At 53.2% G+C, this 19,778-nt stretch carries 24 protein-coding genes and 4 pseudogenes; 12 read left to right on the top strand and 16 right to left on the bottom strand.

Translation table 11 applies throughout. The features are described 5' to 3' along the window. Nucleotides 1–239 precede the first annotated feature (239 nt). Nucleotides 240–950 (bottom strand): autotransporter, encoded by a 711-nt coding sequence (locus tag QRY16_RS19885; protein ID WP_289777780.1) that lies wholly within the window; start codon nt 948–950, stop codon nt 240–242. A 140-nt stretch (nt 951–1,090) separates the two neighbouring features. Here QRY16_RS19885 and QRY16_RS19880 point away from each other — a divergent pair, with 140 nt between their 5' ends. The 9 genes and pseudogenes from QRY16_RS19880 (at nt 1,091) to QRY16_RS19840 (ending at nt 10,208) form a co-directional block, all read left to right on the top strand. Continuing rightward, complete coding sequence (locus QRY16_RS19880; protein ID WP_289777779.1) at nt 1,091–1,651, top strand: DNA-3-methyladenine glycosylase I; 561 nt, start codon at nt 1,091–1,093, stop codon at nt 1,649–1,651. Nucleotides 1,652–1,767: 116 nt separating this feature from the next. Further along, nucleotides 1,768–2,430, top strand: a complete 663-nt coding sequence (locus QRY16_RS19875; RefSeq protein WP_289777778.1) for an OmpA family lipoprotein — start codon at nt 1,768–1,770, stop codon at nt 2,428–2,430. A gap of 163 nt (nt 2,431–2,593) precedes the next feature. Continuing rightward, a pseudogene (locus tag QRY16_RS19870) lies at nt 2,594–3,572 on the top strand (LacI family DNA-binding transcriptional regulator). Between the two features lie 65 nt (nt 3,573–3,637). Then, a complete protein-coding gene (locus QRY16_RS19865; protein WP_289777777.1) occupies nt 3,638–4,663 on the top strand; it encodes a LacI family DNA-binding transcriptional regulator in 1,026 nt (341 codons plus the stop codon). Nucleotides 4,664–4,801: 138 nt separating this feature from the next. Beyond that, nucleotides 4,802–5,551, top strand: a complete 750-nt coding sequence (locus tag QRY16_RS19860; RefSeq protein ID WP_289777776.1) for a sugar phosphate isomerase/epimerase family protein — start codon at nt 4,802–4,804, stop codon at nt 5,549–5,551. Nucleotides 5,552–5,560: 9 nt separating this feature from the next. Further along, a complete protein-coding gene (locus QRY16_RS19855; RefSeq protein ID WP_289777775.1) occupies nt 5,561–6,514 on the top strand; it encodes a sugar kinase in 954 nt (317 codons plus the stop codon). A 38-nt stretch (nt 6,515–6,552) separates the two neighbouring features. Next, nucleotides 6,553–7,833 carry an MFS transporter gene (locus tag QRY16_RS19850; RefSeq protein WP_289777774.1) on the top strand — a complete coding sequence of 427 codons (1,281 nt, stop codon included), beginning with the start codon at nt 6,553–6,555 and terminating at the stop codon, nt 7,831–7,833. A gap of 71 nt (nt 7,834–7,904) precedes the next feature. Beyond that, nucleotides 7,905–8,879, top strand: coding sequence for a glyoxylate/hydroxypyruvate reductase GhrB (gene ghrB / locus QRY16_RS19845; RefSeq protein WP_193406693.1), 975 nt, complete (start codon nt 7,905–7,907; stop codon nt 8,877–8,879). Between the two features lie 81 nt (nt 8,880–8,960). Further along, the gene (locus QRY16_RS19840) at nt 8,961–10,208 is read left to right on the top strand and encodes a valine--pyruvate transaminase (protein WP_193406692.1); all 1,248 of its coding nucleotides are present in this window, start codon (nt 8,961–8,963) and stop codon (nt 10,206–10,208) included. Nucleotides 10,209–10,225: 17 nt separating this feature from the next. Here QRY16_RS19840 and QRY16_RS19835 read toward each other — a convergent pair. Then, nucleotides 10,226–10,458: pseudogene (locus QRY16_RS19835) on the bottom strand (aminotransferase-like domain-containing protein); the annotation flags it as partial. 59 nt (nt 10,459–10,517) lie between these two features. Here QRY16_RS19835 and QRY16_RS19830 point away from each other — a divergent pair. After that, nucleotides 10,518–10,712 carry a hypothetical protein gene (locus tag QRY16_RS19830; protein ID WP_193406690.1) on the top strand — a complete coding sequence of 65 codons (195 nt, stop codon included), beginning with the start codon at nt 10,518–10,520 and terminating at the stop codon, nt 10,710–10,712. A gap of 196 nt (nt 10,713–10,908) precedes the next feature. After that, a complete protein-coding gene (locus QRY16_RS19825) occupies nt 10,909–11,820 on the top strand; it encodes an EamA family transporter (RefSeq protein ID WP_289777773.1) in 912 nt (303 codons plus the stop codon). A gap of 44 nt (nt 11,821–11,864) precedes the next feature. On the opposite strand, the gene ibpA is transcribed toward QRY16_RS19825, so the two are convergent. Continuing rightward, the gene (gene ibpA, locus QRY16_RS19820) at nt 11,865–12,281 is read right to left on the bottom strand and encodes a small heat shock chaperone IbpA (RefSeq protein ID WP_193406688.1); all 417 of its coding nucleotides are present in this window, start codon (nt 12,279–12,281) and stop codon (nt 11,865–11,867) included. 286 nt (nt 12,282–12,567) lie between these two features. Between ibpA and QRY16_RS19815 the strand changes: the two genes are divergently transcribed. Beyond that, the gene (locus QRY16_RS19815; RefSeq protein ID WP_193406687.1) at nt 12,568–12,930 is read left to right on the top strand and encodes a YceK/YidQ family lipoprotein; all 363 of its coding nucleotides are present in this window, start codon (nt 12,568–12,570) and stop codon (nt 12,928–12,930) included. Here the strand turns inward: QRY16_RS19815 and QRY16_RS19810 are convergent. From QRY16_RS19810 to QRY16_RS19750, 13 genes and pseudogenes are all read right to left on the bottom strand, one after another. Next, nucleotides 12,911–14,164, bottom strand: coding sequence for a YidR family protein (locus tag QRY16_RS19810; RefSeq protein WP_193406686.1), 1,254 nt, complete (start codon nt 14,162–14,164; stop codon nt 12,911–12,913). The genes QRY16_RS19815 and QRY16_RS19810 overlap by 20 nt on opposite strands. A gap of 47 nt (nt 14,165–14,211) precedes the next feature. Beyond that, a pseudogene (locus tag QRY16_RS19805) lies at nt 14,212–14,769 on the bottom strand (MFS transporter); the annotation flags it as partial. A gap of 161 nt (nt 14,770–14,930) precedes the next feature. After that, a complete protein-coding gene (locus tag QRY16_RS19800; RefSeq protein WP_001281697.1) occupies nt 14,931–15,320 on the bottom strand; it encodes a Mor transcription activator family protein in 390 nt (129 codons plus the stop codon). After that, nucleotides 15,317–15,745 carry a gp16 family protein gene (locus QRY16_RS19795; RefSeq protein WP_000988476.1) on the bottom strand — a complete coding sequence of 143 codons (429 nt, stop codon included), beginning with the start codon at nt 15,743–15,745 and terminating at the stop codon, nt 15,317–15,319. The genes QRY16_RS19800 and QRY16_RS19795 overlap by 4 nt, the downstream gene beginning before the upstream one ends. Continuing rightward, a complete protein-coding gene (locus QRY16_RS19790; protein WP_000967768.1) occupies nt 15,735–15,950 on the bottom strand; it encodes a hypothetical protein in 216 nt (71 codons plus the stop codon). Before QRY16_RS19790 ends, QRY16_RS19795 begins: the two co-directional genes overlap by 11 nt. Beyond that, the gene (locus tag QRY16_RS19785) at nt 15,947–16,636 is read right to left on the bottom strand and encodes a DUF2786 domain-containing protein (RefSeq protein WP_289777772.1); all 690 of its coding nucleotides are present in this window, start codon (nt 16,634–16,636) and stop codon (nt 15,947–15,949) included. Before QRY16_RS19785 ends, QRY16_RS19790 begins: the two co-directional genes overlap by 4 nt. Then, on the bottom strand, nt 16,623–16,919 hold the full coding sequence (locus QRY16_RS19780) for a nucleoside triphosphate pyrophosphohydrolase family protein (RefSeq protein WP_001569383.1): 297 nt from the start codon (nt 16,917–16,919) through the stop codon (nt 16,623–16,625). The genes QRY16_RS19785 and QRY16_RS19780 overlap by 14 nt, the downstream gene beginning before the upstream one ends. Nucleotides 16,920–16,934: 15 nt before the next feature. Continuing rightward, nucleotides 16,935–17,207: a hypothetical protein gene (locus tag QRY16_RS19775; protein WP_289777771.1), complete on the bottom strand. Its 273-nt coding sequence runs from the start codon at nt 17,205–17,207 to the stop codon at nt 16,935–16,937. After that, a complete protein-coding gene (locus QRY16_RS19770; RefSeq protein ID WP_001569384.1) occupies nt 17,204–17,392 on the bottom strand; it encodes a hypothetical protein in 189 nt (62 codons plus the stop codon). Before QRY16_RS19770 ends, QRY16_RS19775 begins: the two co-directional genes overlap by 4 nt. A 78-nt stretch (nt 17,393–17,470) precedes the next feature. After that, a complete protein-coding gene (locus QRY16_RS19765) occupies nt 17,471–18,082 on the bottom strand; it encodes a DUF3164 family protein (protein WP_000005725.1) in 612 nt (203 codons plus the stop codon). A gap of 17 nt (nt 18,083–18,099) precedes the next feature. Further along, complete coding sequence (locus tag QRY16_RS19760; protein ID WP_000835317.1) at nt 18,100–18,369, bottom strand: HI_1482 family protein; 270 nt, start codon at nt 18,367–18,369, stop codon at nt 18,100–18,102. A gap of 2 nt (nt 18,370–18,371) precedes the next feature. Beyond that, entirely contained in the window at nt 18,372–19,538 is a 1,167-nt protein-coding gene (locus QRY16_RS19755) for an ExeA family protein (protein WP_011410679.1), read from the bottom strand. 10 nt (nt 19,539–19,548) lie between these two features. Next, nucleotides 19,549–19,778 (bottom strand): annotated as a pseudogene (locus tag QRY16_RS19750) (integrase); the annotation flags it as partial.

Raw genomic sequence — 19,778 nt, 5'->3', positions numbered from 1 at the left:
ATGTGAAAAGAATGTTTACCGAGATCGATACCAATAAGCGTGACGTTTTGCATGATGGTCTTCTCCATAAAGAAACACCCTGTCAGCGTACCGCTCACAGGGTGGTGGGGACCATCTCATTAACCGCTATTTCGCGGCCAATAATAGTTAGATTATCACGCATAATATTACCACTGTTATGATTAGCTTACGTATTATATTGTACTCATTTTTGATGCTTTCTCATTTTATGCCGCGCTTTAAAAGCTCGCGCTTACACCAAGGCTATAGATGAACTGTTCGCCGCTATTAAGCGTACCGGTTTGAGAAAAAGAGGCGAAAGCAGCCAGATTATTATTGAGCGGCACATGTGCACCGATGCTGACATCCAATCCGTTATCCTGACGGCTGTCTGATTCCTCCGCAGCGCGATAGTTAAGATTATCCTCTGTAAGCTGGTGGCTGTAACTTAACTGCGCCCAGGGCGTAATCCAGCCTAGCTGTGAATCGACGCGCCAGCCCACACTGGCGACCTGATCGTGACTGGGGGGATCGCTGAAATCACATTGTGGGCAAGCCAGCGGGCGCTGCCCGACGGTATATTGCGCCACCGGCCCAGTAGTAATGCAATCACTCAGTGGCAGCGCCCAACCCGCTCTAAAGCGAGTGCCTGACGGCTTCGCACCCACATTGCCCGGCTCGCTACGCAGCATCAGCGATGTCGGGGTTGAGGCATTGAGCGCCGCATCCCATAATCCCTGACGGGTGTCGGTAAACGCCAGCGGGTTACGGGAAATTTTTTCGGCCAGAATGGTGTTGTAATCGGGAGAATCTATCGTCGGAGCCTGAATTACGGGCAGGGCAACATCGCCGCCCCAGGCAAAGACGGGATGCATCATCGATAAAAGCCATACACCACAAAAAAGCCGCACCAGATAGTGCTGGCCTGCACACTGACTTTTTTGCAACATGCAAACTCCAGACAAGGCTGAAGGGATGATCGGGCGTCTTGATGAGTCGAGAGTAAGTGCGCCTGCTGTTTAACTATTAACCGATTAACTCTAATATCAAGTACCCCTGAGAAGATTTTCCCGCAATAAGGAATAAAGCGATGCAACGATGTGGTTGGGTAACGCAGGATCCTGTCTATCTGGCATACCACGATAAAGAGTGGGGAATAGCCCAAACTCACAAGCAAAAGCTATTTGAAATGCTGTGTCTGGAAGGTCAGCAGGCGGGTCTGTCATGGATTACTGTGCTAAAAAAACGTGAAAATTACCGCGAAGCTTTTAGTCAATTCGATCCGCAAATCGTCGCGCTGATGGACGAGCTGGACATTGAAAAGCTATTGCAAAACAGCGGAATTATTCGCCATCGCGGCAAGATTACGGCGATTATTCACAATGCGCGGGCTTATCTGGCGATGGAAGCAAAAGGTGAGGATTTTGCCCGCTTCGTGTGGGAATTTGTCGATAACGCGCCAATTGTCCATCATCATCCTGATTACAGACTGGCTCCTACCACTTCAGAACACGCCATTGAGCTGTCAAAAGCCCTAAAGGCACGCGGTTTTAAATTTATCGGTCCCACAATTTGTTATTCATTTATGCAGGCTTGCGGCCTGATTAACGACCATCAAACCGATTGTTTCTGCCATCCTGATAATCTTTGACGGCAATTCTTTACAAAATAAGACTTTCTCTCACGTCTTTCTTCATCGTTAAGCGGCATAATCGTGCCGCTTTAGGGGTGAGATTTCCCCTGTCAGAAAAACGTAAGAGAACGAAAATGCAGAAAAAATTATTAGCTATTACCTTGTTACTGAGCGGAAGTCTGGTCCTGTCCGGCTGTACGACTAATCCCTATACCAATGAATCTCAGGCGGGAAAATCCGGTATCGGCGCAGGTCTCGGCGCTTTGGTTGGTGCTGGGGTTGGCGTGCTTTCATCATCGAAAAAAGATCGCGGTAAAGGTGCGCTGATTGGTGCTGCGGGCGGTGCAGCATTGGGAGGTGGCGTCGGTTATTACATGGATGTGCAGGAGGCCAAACTACGCGACAAGATGCGCGGAACCGGCGTGAGCGTGACGCGCCAGGGCGATAATATTGTGCTTAACATGCCTAATAACGTCACCTTTGACTCTAACAGCAGCAGCCTGAAACCTGCAGGTGCGAATACCCTGACCGGCGTGGCGCGGGTGCTGAAAGAGTATCCAAAAACGGCAGTAAATGTGGTGGGCTACACCGACAGCACCGGCACGCGTGCACTAAATATGCGTTTATCGCAGCAGCGCGCTGAAAGTGTGGCCAGTGCGTTGATCGTGCAGGGTGTGGCTAATGAACGTCTGCGCACCCAGGGTGCCGGACCGGATAACCCCGTTGCCAGTAACAATACCGAAGCTGGAAAAGCACAAAACCGTCGCGTCGAAATCACCTTGTCGCCGCTCGGTTAATTAAGCCGCCCTCCCTGGCGAGGGCGCAACGTCAATTTCTGGTTTGTTTTTTGGTCAATAATACGTAAAAAATCATGTTAAAAGTTCCAGTTTTGTATCCGCATATAGAGCCACTCCACACTTTATGTTAGCGTGACTAAAAATTGATCAGTGGGTGTGTAGCATGTCGCTTAAAGCCATTGCCGCAGCGTTGGGCCTGTCAGTGACTACCGTGAGTCGTGCATTGAATGGTTATGAGGATGTGGCGCAGGAAACGCGTCAACGAGTGGTAGAAGAAGCTCAGCGACGTGGCTATCGTCCGAACGCCTCTGCCCGCCGTCTGAAAACCGGCCGCGCCAACGCGGTGGGGTTAGTTTATCCTGTGAGCGCACTGCCAATGAGTAGTGACCACTTCAGTGATATGTTGCTGGCACTTGATCACTCCCTTAGCCGCCACGAAATAGACTTACTGCTTTTCGCCGATAAACCACAAGAGTATCAGCGCACCTTAACGCATATGCTGCGCAGCCGATCGGTCGATGCCGTTATCGTGACGCATACCACCCCGCTTACTGCTTCTTCAACAAAAAGGCTTCAGCTTTCTGGCGATGGGCCGCAGCGATTTAGCACAAAATTATGCCTGGTTTGATATTGATAACTACGCCGGTTCCCAGCTGGCGGTAAACTATTGCCTGAAAAATAGCCTCCAGCAAATCGCCTGGCTGGGCGGCAATGAAGCCTGCACCTTTGTGCGCGATCGGCGACAGGGCTATTTAGATGCGCTCGGGCAGATTCCGCCATTTGCTATCGCGGCGGTTAAACCTTCGCGCCGTGCTGGCTATCAGCAAACCTGTGCCTGGCTGGCGGAAGGCCGGTTGCCGCAGGCGATGATTACCGATTGCGGTCCGCTGGCGGAAGGTGCGGCGATGGCATTGCAGCAGGCCGGGCGTTTACAGGGCAAAAATGCTGTAACGCTCATTGCCTGGGACGGTCTGCCGCGGGATGCGATACTCGATCAACCGATTATTACGGTCTGTCAGGCGACACAGCACGCCGTTGGTGAAAAAGTGGCTGAGATGGTTTTATCAATGTTAGACGGGGCGCCGCTGGCGCAGTTACAGACGCTCTGGCAGCCATGGCTTTCAACACCCGCTGGCACCTAACGGTTTTTTGCGACCAGTTACAGCTGTGCTAGTCTCTGCCAGATTCTTACTTAGCAGGGTATGACATGAAAATCAGGCCGCCTCGCGCCACTATTAGCGATGTTGCTCACGCGGCACGAACCGGTAAAACCAGCGTTTCTCGCTATCTGAACGGTGAACAACATCTTCTTTCTGCCGGTCTTAAGGCACGTATTGAACAGGCAATTGCCGATCTCAATTACAGTCCGAGCCAGATGGCGCGCGGCCTTAAACGGGGGCGAACGCGGCTTATTGGTCTGATCATCGCTGACATCACTAATCCCTATTCGGTGGATGTGATGTGCGGTATCGAAGCGGCCTGTCGTGAGCGCGGCTTCACTTTGCTGATGTGTAACACTAACAACGAAGTGGACCTGGAGCGGCATTACCTGCAATTGCTCAGCAGTTATCAGGTAGAAGGCGTGGTAGTCAATGCGGTTGGGATGCGCGAAGAGGTGCTCAGTCGCTTACAACAATCCTTACTGCCGATGGTCCTGATCGACCGTAAAATTCCTGATTTTGCCTGTGATGTCGTTGGGCTCAATAACGTTGAAGCGGCCAAAACGGCGACACACCATTTGGTGGATAACGGTTACGATGCGCTGCTATTCCTCAGTGAGCCGTTGGGCAGCGTAAACACCCGCCGCGAACGTTTGCAGGCGTTTCGTCAGGTACTCGCTGCCTATCCGCACATCCAGCATGAAAATATCGAAGTGCCGCTACATCAGCCCGCTGCGCTGGACGAGGCGCTTCTCGCCTTTTATCAACGACACGCCGGAAAGCGCAGCGCGGTGATGGCGGCGAACGGTGCGTTAACGCTGCAAGTGGCGCGTACCCTGCAGCGTATCAACCTACACTGGGGTAAAGAGATTGGTTTGCTCGGTTTCGATGAGCTGGAGTGGGCGGCACTGGCGGGCGTTGGGATTACCACGTTGAAACAGCCAACCTGGCAGATTGGTTATGCCGCGCTGGAGCGCCTGATTACCCGCATTGAAAATAATGATATTCCGGTTGCTGAACAGGTTTTCTCTGGCGAACTTGTTATCCGAGGCTCCAGCCAGCGCCTGGCCTGATTTTCAGATTCTTCTCCGTCATGTTGTGCTTACTTCGTGAGCACGATCATAATTCCGTGTTTTGCCTCTTTGTTTTGGAATCGGTTCCATTTAACGTTTTTGTAACCGTTAAGGGAAATTTCCCGCCAGGAGCAAACCATGAAATCAGAAATTATTGTCGTTACCGTTGCCTATGGGAACCAGCGAATCGTCGCACTCGGCGGCCAGATCGCCGTGTTGCCCATTATCCAGCAGGCCGGTGCCGACGGTGTTGAAATTCGTCGCGAGCTGTTTAATGACGCTACGCTTGCGAACTTGCCTGCTCTGGCGCAAGCCGCTAAAGAACATCAGCTGAGCATCAGCTATTCCGTACCGGATACGCTGTTTTGTGACGACGGCGGGTTAAATCCTCGACTGACCAACTACTTTGAAGAAGCGCAGCAGTTGAATGCTCAGCGTCTGAAAATTGCATTGGGTAATTTCACCGGCGCGTTGCCGACCGGGGAGCTGCGCGCACTTATTGCCAGTCGTGATATACCGCTGCTGGTAGAAAACGATCAATCTGAACACGGCAAGCTGGCGCCTTCGCAGCAATTTTTTGCTGCGATTAGCGACGCGGAATTGCCGATCGGCATGACGTTCGACATGGCGAACTGGTGCTGGACGCAGGAAAACGCCGAACAGGCCGCGGCTGAATTGGGTGCGTATGTCGGTTATATCCATGTCAAAGCTGCGGTGCCGCATGGCGACAGCTTCCGCGCCGTTGCGCTGGATGACGCCAGTGACAGCTGGCGTACGCTGCTGAAACAGCTGCCGGATAATATCCCGCGCGGCATTGAGTTTCCGCTGGAAGGCGATGACCTGCTGGCGGTCACGCGCCATTACGTAACGCTGTTGCGTAATGTCTGAGGAGACAATATGACAACGCATCAAAACGGCACGCTCGACGTCGTTACCATCGGTGAAGCGATGGCCATGTTCGTTGCCCGCGAAGCTGGCGATCTGGCCGCCGCAGAAACTTTTATCAAACGGGCCGCTGGCGCAGAGCTCAATGTGGCGATTGGTCTCGCGCGCCTGGGCTTAAAAGTAGGTTGGGTAAGTCGTGTCGGTGATGACACCTTTGGCCGTTTTATCTGCCATCAGCTGGATAAAGAGGGCATCGATCATCGCCAGGTCAGTATCGATAAACGTTATCCAACTGGTTTTCAGCTTAAGTCCAAAGTCGAAGTCGGTTCCGACCCGCTGGTAGAGTATTTTCGTAAAGGCTCGGCGGCCAGCCATCTTTCGGTAGACGATTTTGATCATGACTATTTTGGTTCTGCGCGTCATCTGCATTTGAGCGGCGTGGCAGCGGCCGTTTCTGACAGCTCACTGGAATTGCTGAAACACACCGCCAAAGAGATGCGCGCACGCGGCAAATCTATTTCTTTCGATCCCAACCTGCGTCCGGTTTTATGGCGCAGCGAAGATGACATGCGCAAACAGCTTAACCAGCTGGCGGAATATGCCGACTGGGTGCTGCCCGGTGAAAATGAAGGCGTAATTTTAACGGGTCATCGTCAGCCGGAAGCCATAGCTGATTTCTACCTGGACAAAGGCGTAAAGGCGGTAGTGATAAAAACCGGTTGTGACGGCGCATGGTTTAAAACCGCTGGAGGTGAAAAAGGTCAGGTTGAAGCCATTCTGGTTGACAACGTGGTGGATACGGTCGGCGCGGGCGACGGTTTCGCCGTTGGCGTCATTAGTGCGCTGCTGGAAGGTAAAACGTTGCCACAGGCGATTCGCCGCGGTAACAAAATTGGTTCTTTGGCGATTCAGGTGATTGGCGACAGCGAAGGTCTGCCAACGCGACAGCAACTGGGCGATGACTAGTTCGCACCTCAACCGCAATGAATGACAGAGGTATTCCTATGAAAACGCAGACAATTGCGCCAAAACGCTGGTGGTTCATCATGCCCATCGTGTTTATCACCTACAGTCTGGCGTATCTGGATCGGGCGAACTTTAGTTTCGCCTCAGCAGCAGGCATCAACGACGATCTGGGCATAACGAAAGGCATGTCGTCGCTGCTTGGCGCGCTGTTCTTCCTCGGCTATTTCTTCTTTCAGATCCCCGGCGCGATTTATGCCGAACGCCGCAGCGTGAAAAAACTGATTTTTGGATGCCTGATGTTGTGGGGCGGCTGTGCATCGTTAACTGGTATTGTGAGTAATATCCCCATGCTGGCGGCAATCCGCTTTGTCCTCGGCGTAGTGGAAGCAGCGGTAATGCCAGCGATGCTGATTTACATCAGTAACTGGTTTACCAAATCAGAACGCTCTCGTGCTAACACATTCCTGATTCTGGGTAATCCGGTGACGGTGCTGTGGATGTCAGTGGTTTCCGGCTATCTGATTGAGTCATTCGGCTGGCGCGAAATGTTTATTTTCGAAGGCATTCCAGCGGTGATTTGGGCCATTGCCTGGTGGTTCATGGTACAGGACAAACCGGCACAGGCGCGCTGGATGAGCGAGACGGAGAAAGCCGCATTGCAGGCTGAATTGCAGAAAGAGCAAGAGAACATCAAAGCCGTGCGCAACTATGGCGAAGCCTTTCGTAACCGCAACGTCATCATTCTGTGCCTGCAATATTTCGCCTGGAGTATCGGCGTATACGGCTTTGTACTGTGGTTGCCCTCTATTTTGCGTAACGGTACACAAATGGGCATGGTAGAAGCGGGCTGGCTGTCGGCGGTGCCTTATCTGGCGGCGACCATTGCGATGGTGGTGGTATCGTGGGCCTCGGATAAGACGCAAAACCGTAAGCTGTTTGTCTGGCCGCTGTTGCTGATTGGTGCGCTGGCATTCCTTGGCTCGTATCTGGTTGGGGCAGGTAATTTCTGGGTGTCTTATGCGCTGTTAGTCATTGCCGGTGCCGCGATGTATGCGCCTTATGGCCCGTTCTTCGCCATTATTCCCGAAATGTTGCTGCGCAACGTCTCGGGGGGAGCGATGGCGCTCATCAACAGTATGGGCGCACTGGGTTCATTTCTCGGCTCATGGGTTGTCGGTTATCTTAATGGCGCGACAGGAAGCCCTGCCGCATCCTATATTTTTATGGGCGGTGCCTTGCTGATTTCGGTCTGGCTGACGTTGATCGTCAAACCAGCCGAAAACAAAACATCGTCGTTACATGGCGCGAAACACGCCTGAAAGCGTAAGCGCTAAGCGTATTTTTCCGGGCAACCAGCGTGTTGCCCGTCACTCGTTTACAGGGAGCAATAATGAAACCCTCGGTGATTCTGTACAAAAGCTTGCCCGACGATCTGCGTGCGCGCCTTAACGCACATTGCACGGTGACAGAAATTAAGGATCTTTCGCCAGACAGTCAGCAGCAACATGCGGACGCCTTGCAACAGGCGGAAGGTTTGCTTGGCTCAGGCGGAAAAGTGGATAGCGACTTGCTGGCAAAGATGCCAAAACTGCGTGCCTGCTCCAGCGTTTCGGTGGGTTACGATAATTTTGACGTCGATGCGCTCAATCAGCGTCACGTGGTACTGATGCATACCCCAACCGTACTGACCGAAACAGTTGCCGATACCATGATGGCGCTGGTGTTGAGCAGCGCGCGTCGGGTGACCGAACTGGATGCATGGGTGAAAGCCGGTAAATGGCAGAAAAATATTGGCCCGGAAATGTTCGGCATCGATGTCCATCATAAGACGCTGGGTATTCTTGGTATGGGCCGTATCGGTATGGCGCTGGCGCAGCGTGCGCACTTTGGTTTCGGTATGAAGGTGTTGTACAACGCCCGCCGCGAGCATGAAGAGGCCCAGTCACGTTTTGATGCGCAGCGTTGCGATCTGGAAACACTGCTCAAACAGAGCGACTTTGTCTGTATCAGCCTGCCATTGACCGATGAAACACATCATATGATCGGCGCTGAACAACTTAAGCTGATGAAGAAAAGCGCAGTGCTGATTAACGCGGGGCGGGGGCCAGTGGTCGATGAGCAGGCGCTGATCGCCGCTTTGCAGAACGGTACTCTCCACGCCGCAGGTCTGGATGTATTTGAGCAGGAGCCGGTATCACCTGACTCGCCGCTGCTGGCACTCCCCAACGTTGTAACGCTGCCGCACATTGGCTCGGCAACCACGGAAACGCGTTACGGCATGATGCAGGATGCGGTTGAAAATCTGATCGCTGCCCTGAGCGGCAACGTTGAGAAAAACTGCGTTAATCCTCAGGCGCTGAAATAATCCCTTGCGCCTTCCCATTGCGCCCGCCATCGGCGGGCGTTATGGTGGTTCCCCCATTCGTCATTACACATTTTAACCGCTATGGCTTTTTCTCAATTCGGCGATAAATTTACTCAACACTCCGGTATTTCACGTTTGATGGAAGACATGGGCGCAGGCTTGCGTACGCCCGGTACTATCATGCTTGGCGGCGGTAATCCGGCGCAGATCCCGGCCATGAACGACTATTTCCAGCAGCTGCTTCAGCAGATGCACGACGAAGGCAAGCTGAGCGAAGCGCTGTGTAATTATGATGGCCCGCGCGGCAAAGCAGTCTTGCTTGATGCGCTGGCAGAATTGCTGTGCGAAAACCTTGGCTGGCCGATTAGCCCAGAAAATATTGCGTTGACTAATGGCAGCCAAAGCGCCTTTTTCTATTTGTTTAACCTGTTCGCCGGACGCCGCGCCGATGGCAGCAAAAAGCGCGTGTTGTTCCCACTCGCCCCGGAATACCTTGGTTACGCCGATGCCGGGCTGGATGAAGAGCTGTTTATTTCGGCGAAGCCGAATATCGAACTCCTGCCGGAAGGCCAGTTCAAATATCACGTCGATTTTGAACATCTGCCGATGAATGAGGAGGTGGGGCTGATTTGCGTTTCGCGTCCGACCAATCCGACCGGCAATGTGATTACCGACGACGAACTGTTGCAGCTGGATGTGTTGGCGCAACAGCATAATGTACCGCTGTTGATCGACAATGCTTATGGCGTACCGTTTCCCGGTATTATCTTCAGCGATGCGCGCCCGCTGTGGAACCCCAACATCATTCTCTGCATGAGTTTATCGAAGCTCGGTCTGCCAGGCGCGCGCTGCGGTATCATCATCGCCGATGAAAAGATCATCAGCGCCGTGGGCAATATGAACGGCATTATCAGCCTGGCGCCCGGCAGCATTGGTCCCGCCATCGCCTGTGAAATGATTTGTCGCGGTGACCTGCTGCGCTTATCAGAAGATGTGATTAAACCGTTCTATCAGGATAAAGTTTCACAGACGATTACCCTTATCCGCCGCTATTTATCAGAAGAACGCTGCCTGATCCATAAACCGGAAGGCGCGATTTTTCTCTGGTTGTGGTTCCGCGATTTGCCAGTCAGTACTGAAGTGCTCTACCAGCGGCTGAAAGCGCGCGGCGTGTTGATGGTGCCTGGTCACTTCTTCTTCCCCGGCCTGGAGCATGAATGGCCACATACACATCAATGTATGCGCATGAATTATGTACCGGACGCCGACAGCATTGAGCGGGCAGTACAGATTCTGGCGGAAGAAGTGGAAAACGCCTGGCGCGATTAATCCTGCGTTTCGACCAGTTATTGCTGGCATCCCGGTGCCAGGCAAATTGCCCGCTCAGCTTCGGTATTCCAGCCGAAACCGGCGTTCAACCGAAAGCCGCGATCGTAGCGATGATCGATCGCTACGATATGTCCCGGCGCAATGCCCGTTCCGGCATTGCCGCTTTCAGAACGCGCGATCGCACGTTAACCGGCATCTCCTCCCGCAACTCGTAGCCGCCTTCTGGCTCAGACACCCGCGTTCCTTTTGGGGATTCCGGCGCCTGGCGCATCTGACAGCCGCTATGATCGCAATATTTATGGGTTCATTATGTCAGGGATCGGCGTGATTCGCGGCAGCGCATTAAGTCAGGCAGCAAAAGCGATGGCGCTGGACGTCACGCGAGATTGCAACAGCCATTTCAAAAGCGCGGCGCACGCCAGGAGTGGTAAGAGGTTGAGCTTTGCCGCGCCGGGAATGTACGGAGCCTTATCCAATGTGTCATGGGCGCAGTTCCGCCATTGAATTTTGATGACCAGCTGGCGCTGCGGGTTGATAAGCAGCGGTATGAAGTGGAAACGCTGCGGTTTAACGCGAGGCACTGGATAAGTCGCTCGTAAGGATGGTAGAAGATTATTTTCGCGTTGTGGGTGAAGGCTGTTGTGCAGGCATCGCCACACCGCGGGTGAGCACCGCCTGACGGCGGCATAAGGAGCAGGTGATGTCGGTAAAAGATATGCTGTTAGCGCTTTGCGTCGTGGTGGCATGGGGCGTGAACTTTGTGGTGATAAAACTTGGCCTGCAGGAAATGCCACCCTTTTTGCTGGCAGGACTGCGTTTCGCTTTAGTCGCGTTTCCGGCGATATTTTTTGTTCGTCGCCCGGCGATCCCGCTGCGCTGGCTAGTGGTTTATGGCATCACCATCAGCTTTGGGCAATTTGCCTTTCTGTTTTTAGCAATCAAACTTGGCATGCCTGCTGGTCTGGCGTCGCTGGTATTACAGGCGCAAGCCTTTTTCACCATTCTGCTCGGCGCGCTGCTGCTGGCCGAGAAGCTGCGCTGGAACCACATCGCCGGAATTATCATCGCCACGCTGGGTATGTTTATCCTGGCGACAGCGGGCATGGAAGGGCAAACCACCGCGGGTGTTACTTTAACCACCATGATGCTGACGCTGGCCGCTGCGTTGTCATGGGGAATGGGTAATATCACCAATAAAATCATCATGCGTAACCGTAAAGTACCGATCATGTCGCTGGTGGTATGGAGCGCGCTGATACCGGTTGGACCGTTTTTCGCCTGTGCATTTCTGTTTGAAGGCGCTGACGCTATCGCTTTCAGCCTGCTGCATATTACGTTGCAAACTGTGCTGGCGCTGATTTATTTGGCGTTTGTTGCCACCATCGTTGGGTATGCGATTTGGGGGAATTTACTGAGTCGCTATGAAACCTGGCGTGTAGCGCCACTTTCCCTGTTGGTGCCCGTTGTCGGCATTTTGAGCGCAGGACTTTTTTTAGGTGAAACGTTGTCTGCACAGCAGTTGCTGGGCGCTGTGGTTGTCATTTTCGGTCTGTTGGTGAATGTTTTTGGCGGGGTCGTAGGTCAGCAGGTTCTGTTACGTAGCCGGTCGTAAGCCATAAAAAACGCCGCATTTCTGCGGCGTTTAGTTCCTGCGTATTATTTTAGTATTTCAATACGACGCGGTTTCGCCTCTTCAGGGACGATGCGCTCAAGATCAATACTTAACAGACCATTTTCGAGACGGGCATCGCGCACGACGATGTGGTCAGCCAGCTGGAATTTACGCTCAAAATTACGTTCAGCGATACCCTGATAGAGATACTTACGCTCAACCTGCTCTTCAGGATGTGCGCCACGCACAATCAGCATGTTGTCATGAGAAGTAATATCCAGTTCGCTTTGCGCAAAGCCAGCGACTGCAATGGTGATGCGATAATGGTTTTCATCCACCAGTTCAACGTTATAGGGAGGATAACCACCGTTGCTCTGATTTTGATTGGATTCGAGCAGGTTAAACAGGCGATCAAAACCAATAGATGTGCGATAAAGCGGAGAGAGATCAAAATTACGCATTATAAGACTCCTGAAATTCAGCAAGTTTTGGCAACCTTCCACAACTGGACAGGTTGTTCGGTCCGGGGTGACCCTTTCGGCGACAGCCAGCGCGACCGTGATACAAAAATGGGTGCTGCGGCCCAGGTTTCAAGGGGCAAAAAGCAATTTTTTTCGCCAATTTGATGAAATGGCATACACTCAGGGATACCTTTGTCTGACCGGAGCGGACTTCACCGTAGAGTGATGACGTAGTCAGGCGAGCCAACTCAGCCAGGCCGATGCCACAGCTGAAGGGATGATGGAAATGAAAAAAATGAAAGTTTTACCACTGGCAGGTGTTGTCTGCTGTGCTGTCGTGACAACGGGTTGCTCCAGCGTTATGTCTCACACGGGTGCGAGCCAGGGTTATTATCCCGGCACGCGCGCCAGTGCAGATGTGTTAGTAGACGACAACGCCAGCTGGGCATTAAAGCCGCTGGCGTTGATAGATCTGCCGTTCTCGGCCGTGATGGATACGCTGCTGCTGCCCTGGGATTATTACCGCAGCGATAATGATAAAGCGCTTGATTCACCGCGTGCTCGTGTTTTGCAGAGCGAAAAGCTGGCGCGCACCCAGGAAAACCTGGCGCAGGCTCAGCCGATGCCCACTATACAGCCGCAACCATAAACAGTTGCCGCCAACCGTTAACCTCACGCATATAGGCGATCTGTTTTCCGTCTGGCGACCATACCACTGCGTCGCCGGAGGGCGCTTCATTACTGCGATCGGTTAAACGCCGACAATCGCCGCTTGCCATTTCGCAACGCATCACGCTGTTATCACACACAAACGTCATGGCTTTGCCGTCAGGATGCCAGCTAAAAGCTGACTGTATGCTGCTTGTCAGATGCGTGATCTGGCGTGGTTCGCCTCCGTTGGGCGAAACGGTCCACAGCTGAACCACCTGCTGATCATCAGCCTGCAAAAAGGCAATGGCGCTACCGTCTGGTGATGCGCGTAACCAATGACGCGGCTGCTGCGCCAGCCCATTGCTAAACGTCAGGCGGCGCTGCTTAACGCCAGCCGGTGGCGCTGGCAGGCAATCGCTGCGGCCTTCCAGTGGCGAATCGCCGACGCGGGCATACGCTTCCAGCGCATCGGGCAAATCGACGATAAACACTTCCGGCTGCTTATTGCCTTGCGGCGAAAGCGTGTCGCCAGTAAAGGCAATGGCCCAGCGCTGCCAACTGCCGTCGGGTTTTTGATAACCCTGATTGCCAATCCAACACTCCTCATAGGCACGATTAATTTCATCACTGCCCGGTTCTGGATTTACCGTGGTCACACTGATTAACAGGCAAAAATGGCTGCCGCTGTATTCTCGCGGATGCTGCATAGGCGGTGTTACCGCGTGCAACGGCACGGCAATACCCACATTGCGCAAATCCTGACTTCTGTCACGATCATGCATCACATGATCGTTATAGGTAAAACTGAGGCGCGAACCATCAGGGCTGAAAACGTGCACGTGAGTTCCGCCACGCAGCGCGCCAGGCGTAAACGGCGGCGTAATATCGCAGGCATCCAGATTCTGTGCTGTGCCGTTTTGCACGATAACACCGCGACGATGGTGGAAGTCGTAATGCCAGTTTTCGTCAGGAAATTCTGGTCCGTGAATGCAAACATAGCGGGGTGGTAAATCCGGGCTGACGGTAACCACGCCGACATGAGCGCCATCCTTCGCCTGGTACAACACGTCAGTCTCGCCGTTTTCAACATTGACGCGTTCAATAGTTTCACCCGTAAAGGTCGCGCCCGACGGACGGACGTCAAATGCCAGCCACTGGCTGTCGGCGGTCCAGACGTTAATGTTGGTGAGTTGATGATGACGTTCAGCAAAGGTGAGTTGTTTTTCGCGCATGGGGGCAACCTAATCAAAAAGTTGCCCCACACGCTACGCCAAATGCGTTAAAGATGCAGCTTCGATTTCATTTCTCTGAGCGGCGTTTCGCGCCCTTCAATGGCTTTTTTTCTTCCCAGCACTAAACCCAACAGGCCACCCAGAATCAGCGCACCCGCCACAATCAGCAAACCATCGCTGTAGCTGTTGGTGGCATCTTTGATGCGTCCCATAACAGGTGGAAAGCCCAGGCCCGCAATGTTTGCGACAGCATTAATTAAGGCGATAGAAGCGGCGCCCGCTACGCCAGAAATCGTTTCCGTGGTGACGGCCCAAAATACTGGTGTGATCGCCCAGTTAAGGCCGACCATTAGCACAAGTAAGCCGTATGCCATCCACTGTTGCGACACTGCCATAGCGGCTAACAACAGCAGGCCGGACGCGATTAACGGCAACCCTAAATGCCGGGCTCGCTCGCCGGTGCGATCAGAATGACGACCGTTAAAATACATAAAGATACAGGCAAACAGGAACGGCACCGCCGACAGCAAGCTCACTATTAAATTGCTGCGATCTTCTGCCACGCCTTTAACTATCAGTGGCAAAAACAGCGTGACGCCGATGGTTGATTAGACTTGAGATAAATGACAGGGGATAAGTGAGATAATTATGGGAAGTACTGGGTCAACATGGGAAGAGACTGGATGGAATATGCAATAACCTTACAGTATGTGAAAATCAGACCGGCCCAAAAAAAACAGAACTCGCACCAGCCTGATTGCAGATATTACTCCTTTTTCCCTGTATCGGCATCAGGTTCGCCATCAAACAGTTTGCCCTGCATCCGATCCAGTTCTTCTTTTCTGACCCGCTTCACCACGCTGTAAACCCACTGTAGTGAAACACCAAATTTGCGGGCCAGTTCGTGATGGTTGCGCCCGTCAAACTCCAGGAAAATTTCCCGGTCGCGCTGGCTGACCTTCCAGACCATGCCCATCGGAAAATAGACGTTTTGCCCACCCCAGACCTGCATCATGCGGTTCGCGACGGCCTGACCAATCTGGTCGGCAACTGCGGGTTCGATATCAATAATCTCGCGGACAGTCTCAGAGGTATGCTGTGCCAGTTCCACCAACAGTTCCGGCCCTTTACTACGAAACTGATTCAGGTCGCTCATTGCTTCACTCCCGCAGCTCTGCGCTGCCACTTCTTCAGTTTCTCAATCACGCTACTTGCCTGCTCATTGCTGAGCCAGCGTAACGCGCTGATGCCGGTTTCCCGTTTAACCCACAGCGCCAGCGCCTGCTCTGAACTGTCACGGACGATGCCTGCGGCAGCCATTTCAAGCCATAGCGCACGGATTTTCTTTGACTGCGGATGGCTGTCGAGCGGTAAGCCGGACTTGGCTTTCCCGGCAGGCTTAATGCGAAAGCCTTTCTTTTTCATTGATTCCAGCACGCGGTTTAGCTGTGGGGTATCCATCCCTTTGGTTGAGGCTTTGCCGGTCAGCCCCTGTAGCATCTGGCGGTAGGTGTCCTCATCCATCTGGAGGTCGCTGCGGGCAATATGAATGAGTTGAATAAGACGCTGCTTAGTCATCATTGCCACTCCTTTTACCTGCGCCACCGATATAGTCGACATATAAAGGAAGCGCGACAGGCCAGCACAGGAACATAACGGCCCAACTGATCCAGTGTCCGGTACCGCTGTAACGTGAGTAAAACCCTGAACGGCGGTGCAGTTCAGCAGTACACCACCCCACGAGACCATACCAGAACAAGGCACATACAATTGATTCAGCCATCATAAGCCACTCCCCAGCTTCCGCTGTTCCTGCCCGCTGACAGGCTGATGTAGACGGACGTTTTCTCCCTCTCTGTAACCGATGTGGCGGGACATGTCCGCGTCACGGGATTTACCGGCTTTGCGGCCAGAGGTTGTTCCTGAATCAGGGTATTTTTGTTCAAGCCAGAGGTTTGCCAGTTCCCGTTCTTCGCGGGACATAGCAAATAAATGAACCTCGCTACGCACGGCCAGAACCCACCCTTCGGCAAATTTGTCACCACGGCTGGTCTTGGTCGTGTTTTTGATTCTTTTATTCTGCTGTCGAATATAGTTTTTACGGGCCATGATTAACTGTCTGGCCAGTACCTCCCATGTATATGAGGCCAGTTCAACCCGGTCTTTATTACTGTAAAAGCCAACGCCGGGTTTAAAGCCGGAGTGAATAATAGACTTAACGCCAAATGCCACCTGGATAATATCCAGCAGACCCAGCATATAACGCGGCGGATTAACGCTACCTGCAGCCCAGTAGTTACTGACGCTTTCATCAATATCACTGAGTGCGAGGTCAGCCTGGGTGATGTTATAGGCCTGCATCAGTTTCTGGGCGCGTTGCAGTGCCAGTGCCGCTTCATGGGGGTTATCGGATTTAGCCAGCGCAAGTAGCTTTTTTAACTTCTCCAGCAGCTTTTCATTATTCTGCGGCATAAGTCACCCCCAGGCGTTCGGCAAGGCGTTCCAGCTTTTTCTGCTTATGAAAATCAATCATCAGGCCCATCCCGTTTAGGCGGAACTGTTCAATCATGATTTCAACGTCAGCCAGTTCGCCTGCCAGATCAACTTCATTGCCCAGTCCGTTCATGTTGCGGGCAGCAGCAGCGGCCAGTTCGGCAGCTTCTTCCATCAGCTTCAGAGCCTGAGCTTCTGGGCCGAAGGTTTTGAGGGCCAGATTGTAGATCGTCGAACGGTTATATAATTTCATGCCTTTCATCTTATCTTCCCCAAATCAATGGCGTGATACGCCGATAACTTTCACGTGGCCGTCCTCAGTAATTTCCAGCTCGTATAGCGGCGGCATTTTTCTCAGGTGGTCACTGGTGGCGTGAAGAACGTAAATGGCCTGATCTAGGCCATTTGTTGCTACGATGGCGTGTGAAGCCATGCTGATTAATTTGATTAATACCTGCCGGATATGGTTGGGATTTTCACAACCACATCCACTGATATATTCCGCGACAATTTCACGGGTCCGTTTTTCGGCTTCTTTTGCAGTAATCATTTCTTTGCCTCACAAGGGATGAATTCCATGGCCGGGACTTCGGTGTAGTAATGCTGGCTACAGTGTGGGCATACCAGCGTGATGAGGACGGCTGGTACGCGGTACTTACCGGAGGAAATGACGCTGGCGTCGCTGAACTTCAGGGTGGTGATACCTTTCTGGCAGTTGATACATTTGATGGACATGATTTATTCCTTAATGCTGTTTTCGGCGTGCAGAAGCCCACGGCACTGACGCCGAAATAAAAAGAAATTGAATTAAAATTAAATGGCAGCGATATCTAACGGAATATTAATTAGCTTCCCGTGTTTATCTTTCTCCCGGAAATTAATATAGGTTTTGGACATTGCCACCTGCAGTGATTCCGATATGGCCTCCATTGCCCGGTTCCAGCGCTCGTCCTGAATCTTGACGCGGCGCAGGGAAAGAATACGTCCGGTATTAAGCTGGCCCTCTTTGTCCACCTGAAAAGCATCGCTGATGATGGCCCGCAGGTTGGCGTTCGCGCCTTCCGACCACTCGGTGACGCACTCGTCTATCAGGTCTTTGGCAATCTGCAGCTCTGGCCCGAAGGTCAGGGTTTCCTGCACGCGGATGGTGATCTGCTGAGCACCGTCGAAGCTGCTGAAGGTCACGTTGCCTTTGGCACCGCCACGCGTTCTGCCGTACTTCTCGGCCACAAGGTCAAGCCAGGCATAGCACTCGTCAAAGGCACGACGCTTGAAGTCACTGAGTTCATCGCGTTTAACCTTCGCGGCGACAACCTGTTCTTTAACGAAAGAGTCCATCGCAAGGTCATAGTCAGACACCTGGTCAACCGGCACCAGACGCCCCTTGCGGTCTTTCATGTAGTTTTCTTTATTTACTTCGCTCATCTCTGTTCACCTTATGGTTAATGTAACGACTCTGACCAGGTAATACGGCAGCCATGCAACTCAAAGACGCCCTGACGGAAGCGCCCTGAGCCGTCATGGCCAACATGGGTATAACTCGCTTTGCCCTGCTCCAGCAGGCGGGCACAGTGCCCGTTGCGGGCGATACGGATAACCGGCTTACTGCCAGCAATCATGACGCTCTGCACGGTAGTGTTCATGGCGTTGAGCGCCATAATGGCGGACTGCACCTTGTTCATCTGCTGGTTGATATCGGCGATGGATTTCATGATTAAACTCCTTTGACGACGTCGGCGTTGACCTGCGGAACCCCGATTTCAGCAGCCAGATTCATGGCGGCTATCACCAGGTTACTGACGGCCAGCGGATACAGCAGGCTGACCATGCTTTTACGGCTACTACCCAGATTGCTCAGACGGGCGCGGATGGCTTCCACTGCGCTGGCGTCCATGATGTCGGCCAGCTGCTTACCGGCACGTTGCAGTTTGAACGTCAGAAACTCTTCGAGGCTGTTGTCCAGCGGCAGCAATTCAACCACCTCGCAGCGCTGGACGACCTCACGGACTTCCATGTTGCGTTCGGACAGTTTGTCCGCCAGTTCAGGCTGGCCAATCAGCACGATGGACAGCAGTTTTTTGAAGCCGGACTCCAGTTCGAAGAAGCGTTTAAGGTGCTTCAGCGTCGGAATGGGAAGGCTGTGGGCCTCCTCAATCACCAGAACGTGGCTGAAACCCGCCTGACTGCTGTCCTTCAGGACGCGGTGCAACTGGCGGAAGCGGGCGTCCTGGCTGCGTTTGATACTCTCCAGCGGCGCGATGGTGCTGATGATGGCCTCGGCGATAGCTGCCGCCTTCAGGGTTTTGCCCTTCACGTCGTTGTCTTCCATGGCGATGATGTATGGCTCGATTACAATCACCGGCGCGTTCTCGCGGTTGACGCGTTCAATCAGGTCGCGGCGCAGCGTGGATTTACCCGCACCGGACTCGCCGATAACCGCCAGAAAGCCACCATGGCGGGCGGTCTGGAACAGCGCCTCACGCACGTAGCGGATATCCGGCGTGGTGAACACATCGTCCGCGCCCTGCATGGCTTCATCGGCGAACGGATCACGGAAAAGGCCAAACGCTTTTTTGGTTGCTGGAAATAACACCTGCTTTTTGAGTAACATGTTCTCTTCCTCACTGAGGTTGGTTTTATCGGTAGTACCCGCTGTACGGGGCGTGACAGCGCCCTGTGCAGCATCAAAACTTTTCGCTGTATCAATCCCCTTACTTTCCAGATACAACGCCAGACGCTGGCGTACCTCTTCGGGGCTGGTGCGTGGCCACTCGTTATGGTTCACAATCTGGGCCAGCGTGGCCTCGGAAACGGCGACGGCTCTTGCCACCACCGCCTGCGGGATGCGGGCCTCTTTAAGTTGTTGCTTCAGTACCAGCATGCCTTCCTCCTCAGTTACCGTTAACGATGCTGATAACGCTGTTGCGGGCCGGAGTGGTCAGGGTAACCATCACCTCATCCAGCGCGGCTTCAGGTACGCCATCCGGGTACTGCGCCGTTAACTGGCGGTAATGTTCCGGCGTCCAGATATGGCCGTTAGCGCCAAACTTCTCGCGCAGGGCTTTCGCCGCCTCCACATGGGTCAGCGGACGCTGCTCAATACGCGGCCCGCGCACGTCTG

This window comes from Mixta mediterraneensis (assembly GCF_030283135.1).
Lineage (GTDB): Bacteria > Pseudomonadota > Gammaproteobacteria > Enterobacterales > Enterobacteriaceae > Pantoea > Pantoea mediterraneensis.
This window is presented reverse-complemented; position numbering and strand designations above follow the sequence as displayed.

Bases quoted from the DNA above. Each gene is read 5' to 3' on its own strand.
- QRY16_RS19885 (WP_289777780.1), bottom strand. From the start codon at position 950: ATGTTGCAAAAAAGTCAGTGTGCAGGCCAGCACTATCTGGTGCGGCTT.
- QRY16_RS19880 (WP_289777779.1), top strand. From the start codon at position 1,091: ATGCAACGATGTGGTTGGGTAACGCAGGATCCTGTCTATCTGGCATAC.
- QRY16_RS19875 (WP_289777778.1), top strand. From the start codon at position 1,768: ATGCAGAAAAAATTATTAGCTATTACCTTGTTACTGAGCGGAAGTCTG.
- QRY16_RS19865 (WP_289777777.1), top strand. From the start codon at position 3,638: ATGAAAATCAGGCCGCCTCGCGCCACTATTAGCGATGTTGCTCACGCG.
- QRY16_RS19860 (WP_289777776.1), top strand. From the start codon at position 4,802: ATGAAATCAGAAATTATTGTCGTTACCGTTGCCTATGGGAACCAGCGA.
- QRY16_RS19855 (WP_289777775.1), top strand. From the start codon at position 5,561: ATGACAACGCATCAAAACGGCACGCTCGACGTCGTTACCATCGGTGAA.
- QRY16_RS19850 (WP_289777774.1), top strand. From the start codon at position 6,553: ATGAAAACGCAGACAATTGCGCCAAAACGCTGGTGGTTCATCATGCCC.
- ghrB (WP_193406693.1), top strand. From the start codon at position 7,905: ATGAAACCCTCGGTGATTCTGTACAAAAGCTTGCCCGACGATCTGCGT.
- QRY16_RS19840 (WP_193406692.1), top strand. From the start codon at position 8,961: ATGGCTTTTTCTCAATTCGGCGATAAATTTACTCAACACTCCGGTATT.
- QRY16_RS19830 (WP_193406690.1), top strand. From the start codon at position 10,518: ATGTCAGGGATCGGCGTGATTCGCGGCAGCGCATTAAGTCAGGCAGCA.
- QRY16_RS19825 (WP_289777773.1), top strand. From the start codon at position 10,909: ATGTCGGTAAAAGATATGCTGTTAGCGCTTTGCGTCGTGGTGGCATGG.
- ibpA (WP_193406688.1), bottom strand. From the start codon at position 12,281: ATGCGTAATTTTGATCTCTCTCCGCTTTATCGCACATCTATTGGTTTT.
- QRY16_RS19815 (WP_193406687.1), top strand. From the start codon at position 12,568: ATGAAAAAAATGAAAGTTTTACCACTGGCAGGTGTTGTCTGCTGTGCT.
- QRY16_RS19810 (WP_193406686.1), bottom strand. From the start codon at position 14,164: ATGCGCGAAAAACAACTCACCTTTGCTGAACGTCATCATCAACTCACC.
- QRY16_RS19800 (WP_001281697.1), bottom strand. From the start codon at position 15,320: ATGAGCGACCTGAATCAGTTTCGTAGTAAAGGGCCGGAACTGTTGGTG.
- QRY16_RS19795 (WP_000988476.1), bottom strand. From the start codon at position 15,745: ATGATGACTAAGCAGCGTCTTATTCAACTCATTCATATTGCCCGCAGC.
- QRY16_RS19790 (WP_000967768.1), bottom strand. From the start codon at position 15,950: ATGATGGCTGAATCAATTGTATGTGCCTTGTTCTGGTATGGTCTCGTG.
- QRY16_RS19785 (WP_289777772.1), bottom strand. From the start codon at position 16,636: ATGCCGCAGAATAATGAAAAGCTGCTGGAGAAGTTAAAAAAGCTACTT.
- QRY16_RS19780 (WP_001569383.1), bottom strand. From the start codon at position 16,919: ATGAAAGGCATGAAATTATATAACCGTTCGACGATCTACAATCTGGCC.
- QRY16_RS19775 (WP_289777771.1), bottom strand. From the start codon at position 17,207: ATGATTACTGCAAAAGAAGCCGAAAAACGGACCCGTGAAATTGTCGCG.
- QRY16_RS19770 (WP_001569384.1), bottom strand. From the start codon at position 17,392: ATGTCCATCAAATGTATCAACTGCCAGAAAGGTATCACCACCCTGAAG.
- QRY16_RS19765 (WP_000005725.1), bottom strand. From the start codon at position 18,082: ATGAGCGAAGTAAATAAAGAAAACTACATGAAAGACCGCAAGGGGCGT.
- QRY16_RS19760 (WP_000835317.1), bottom strand. From the start codon at position 18,369: ATGAAATCCATCGCCGATATCAACCAGCAGATGAACAAGGTGCAGTCC.
- QRY16_RS19755 (WP_011410679.1), bottom strand. From the start codon at position 19,538: ATGCTGGTACTGAAGCAACAACTTAAAGAGGCCCGCATCCCGCAGGCG.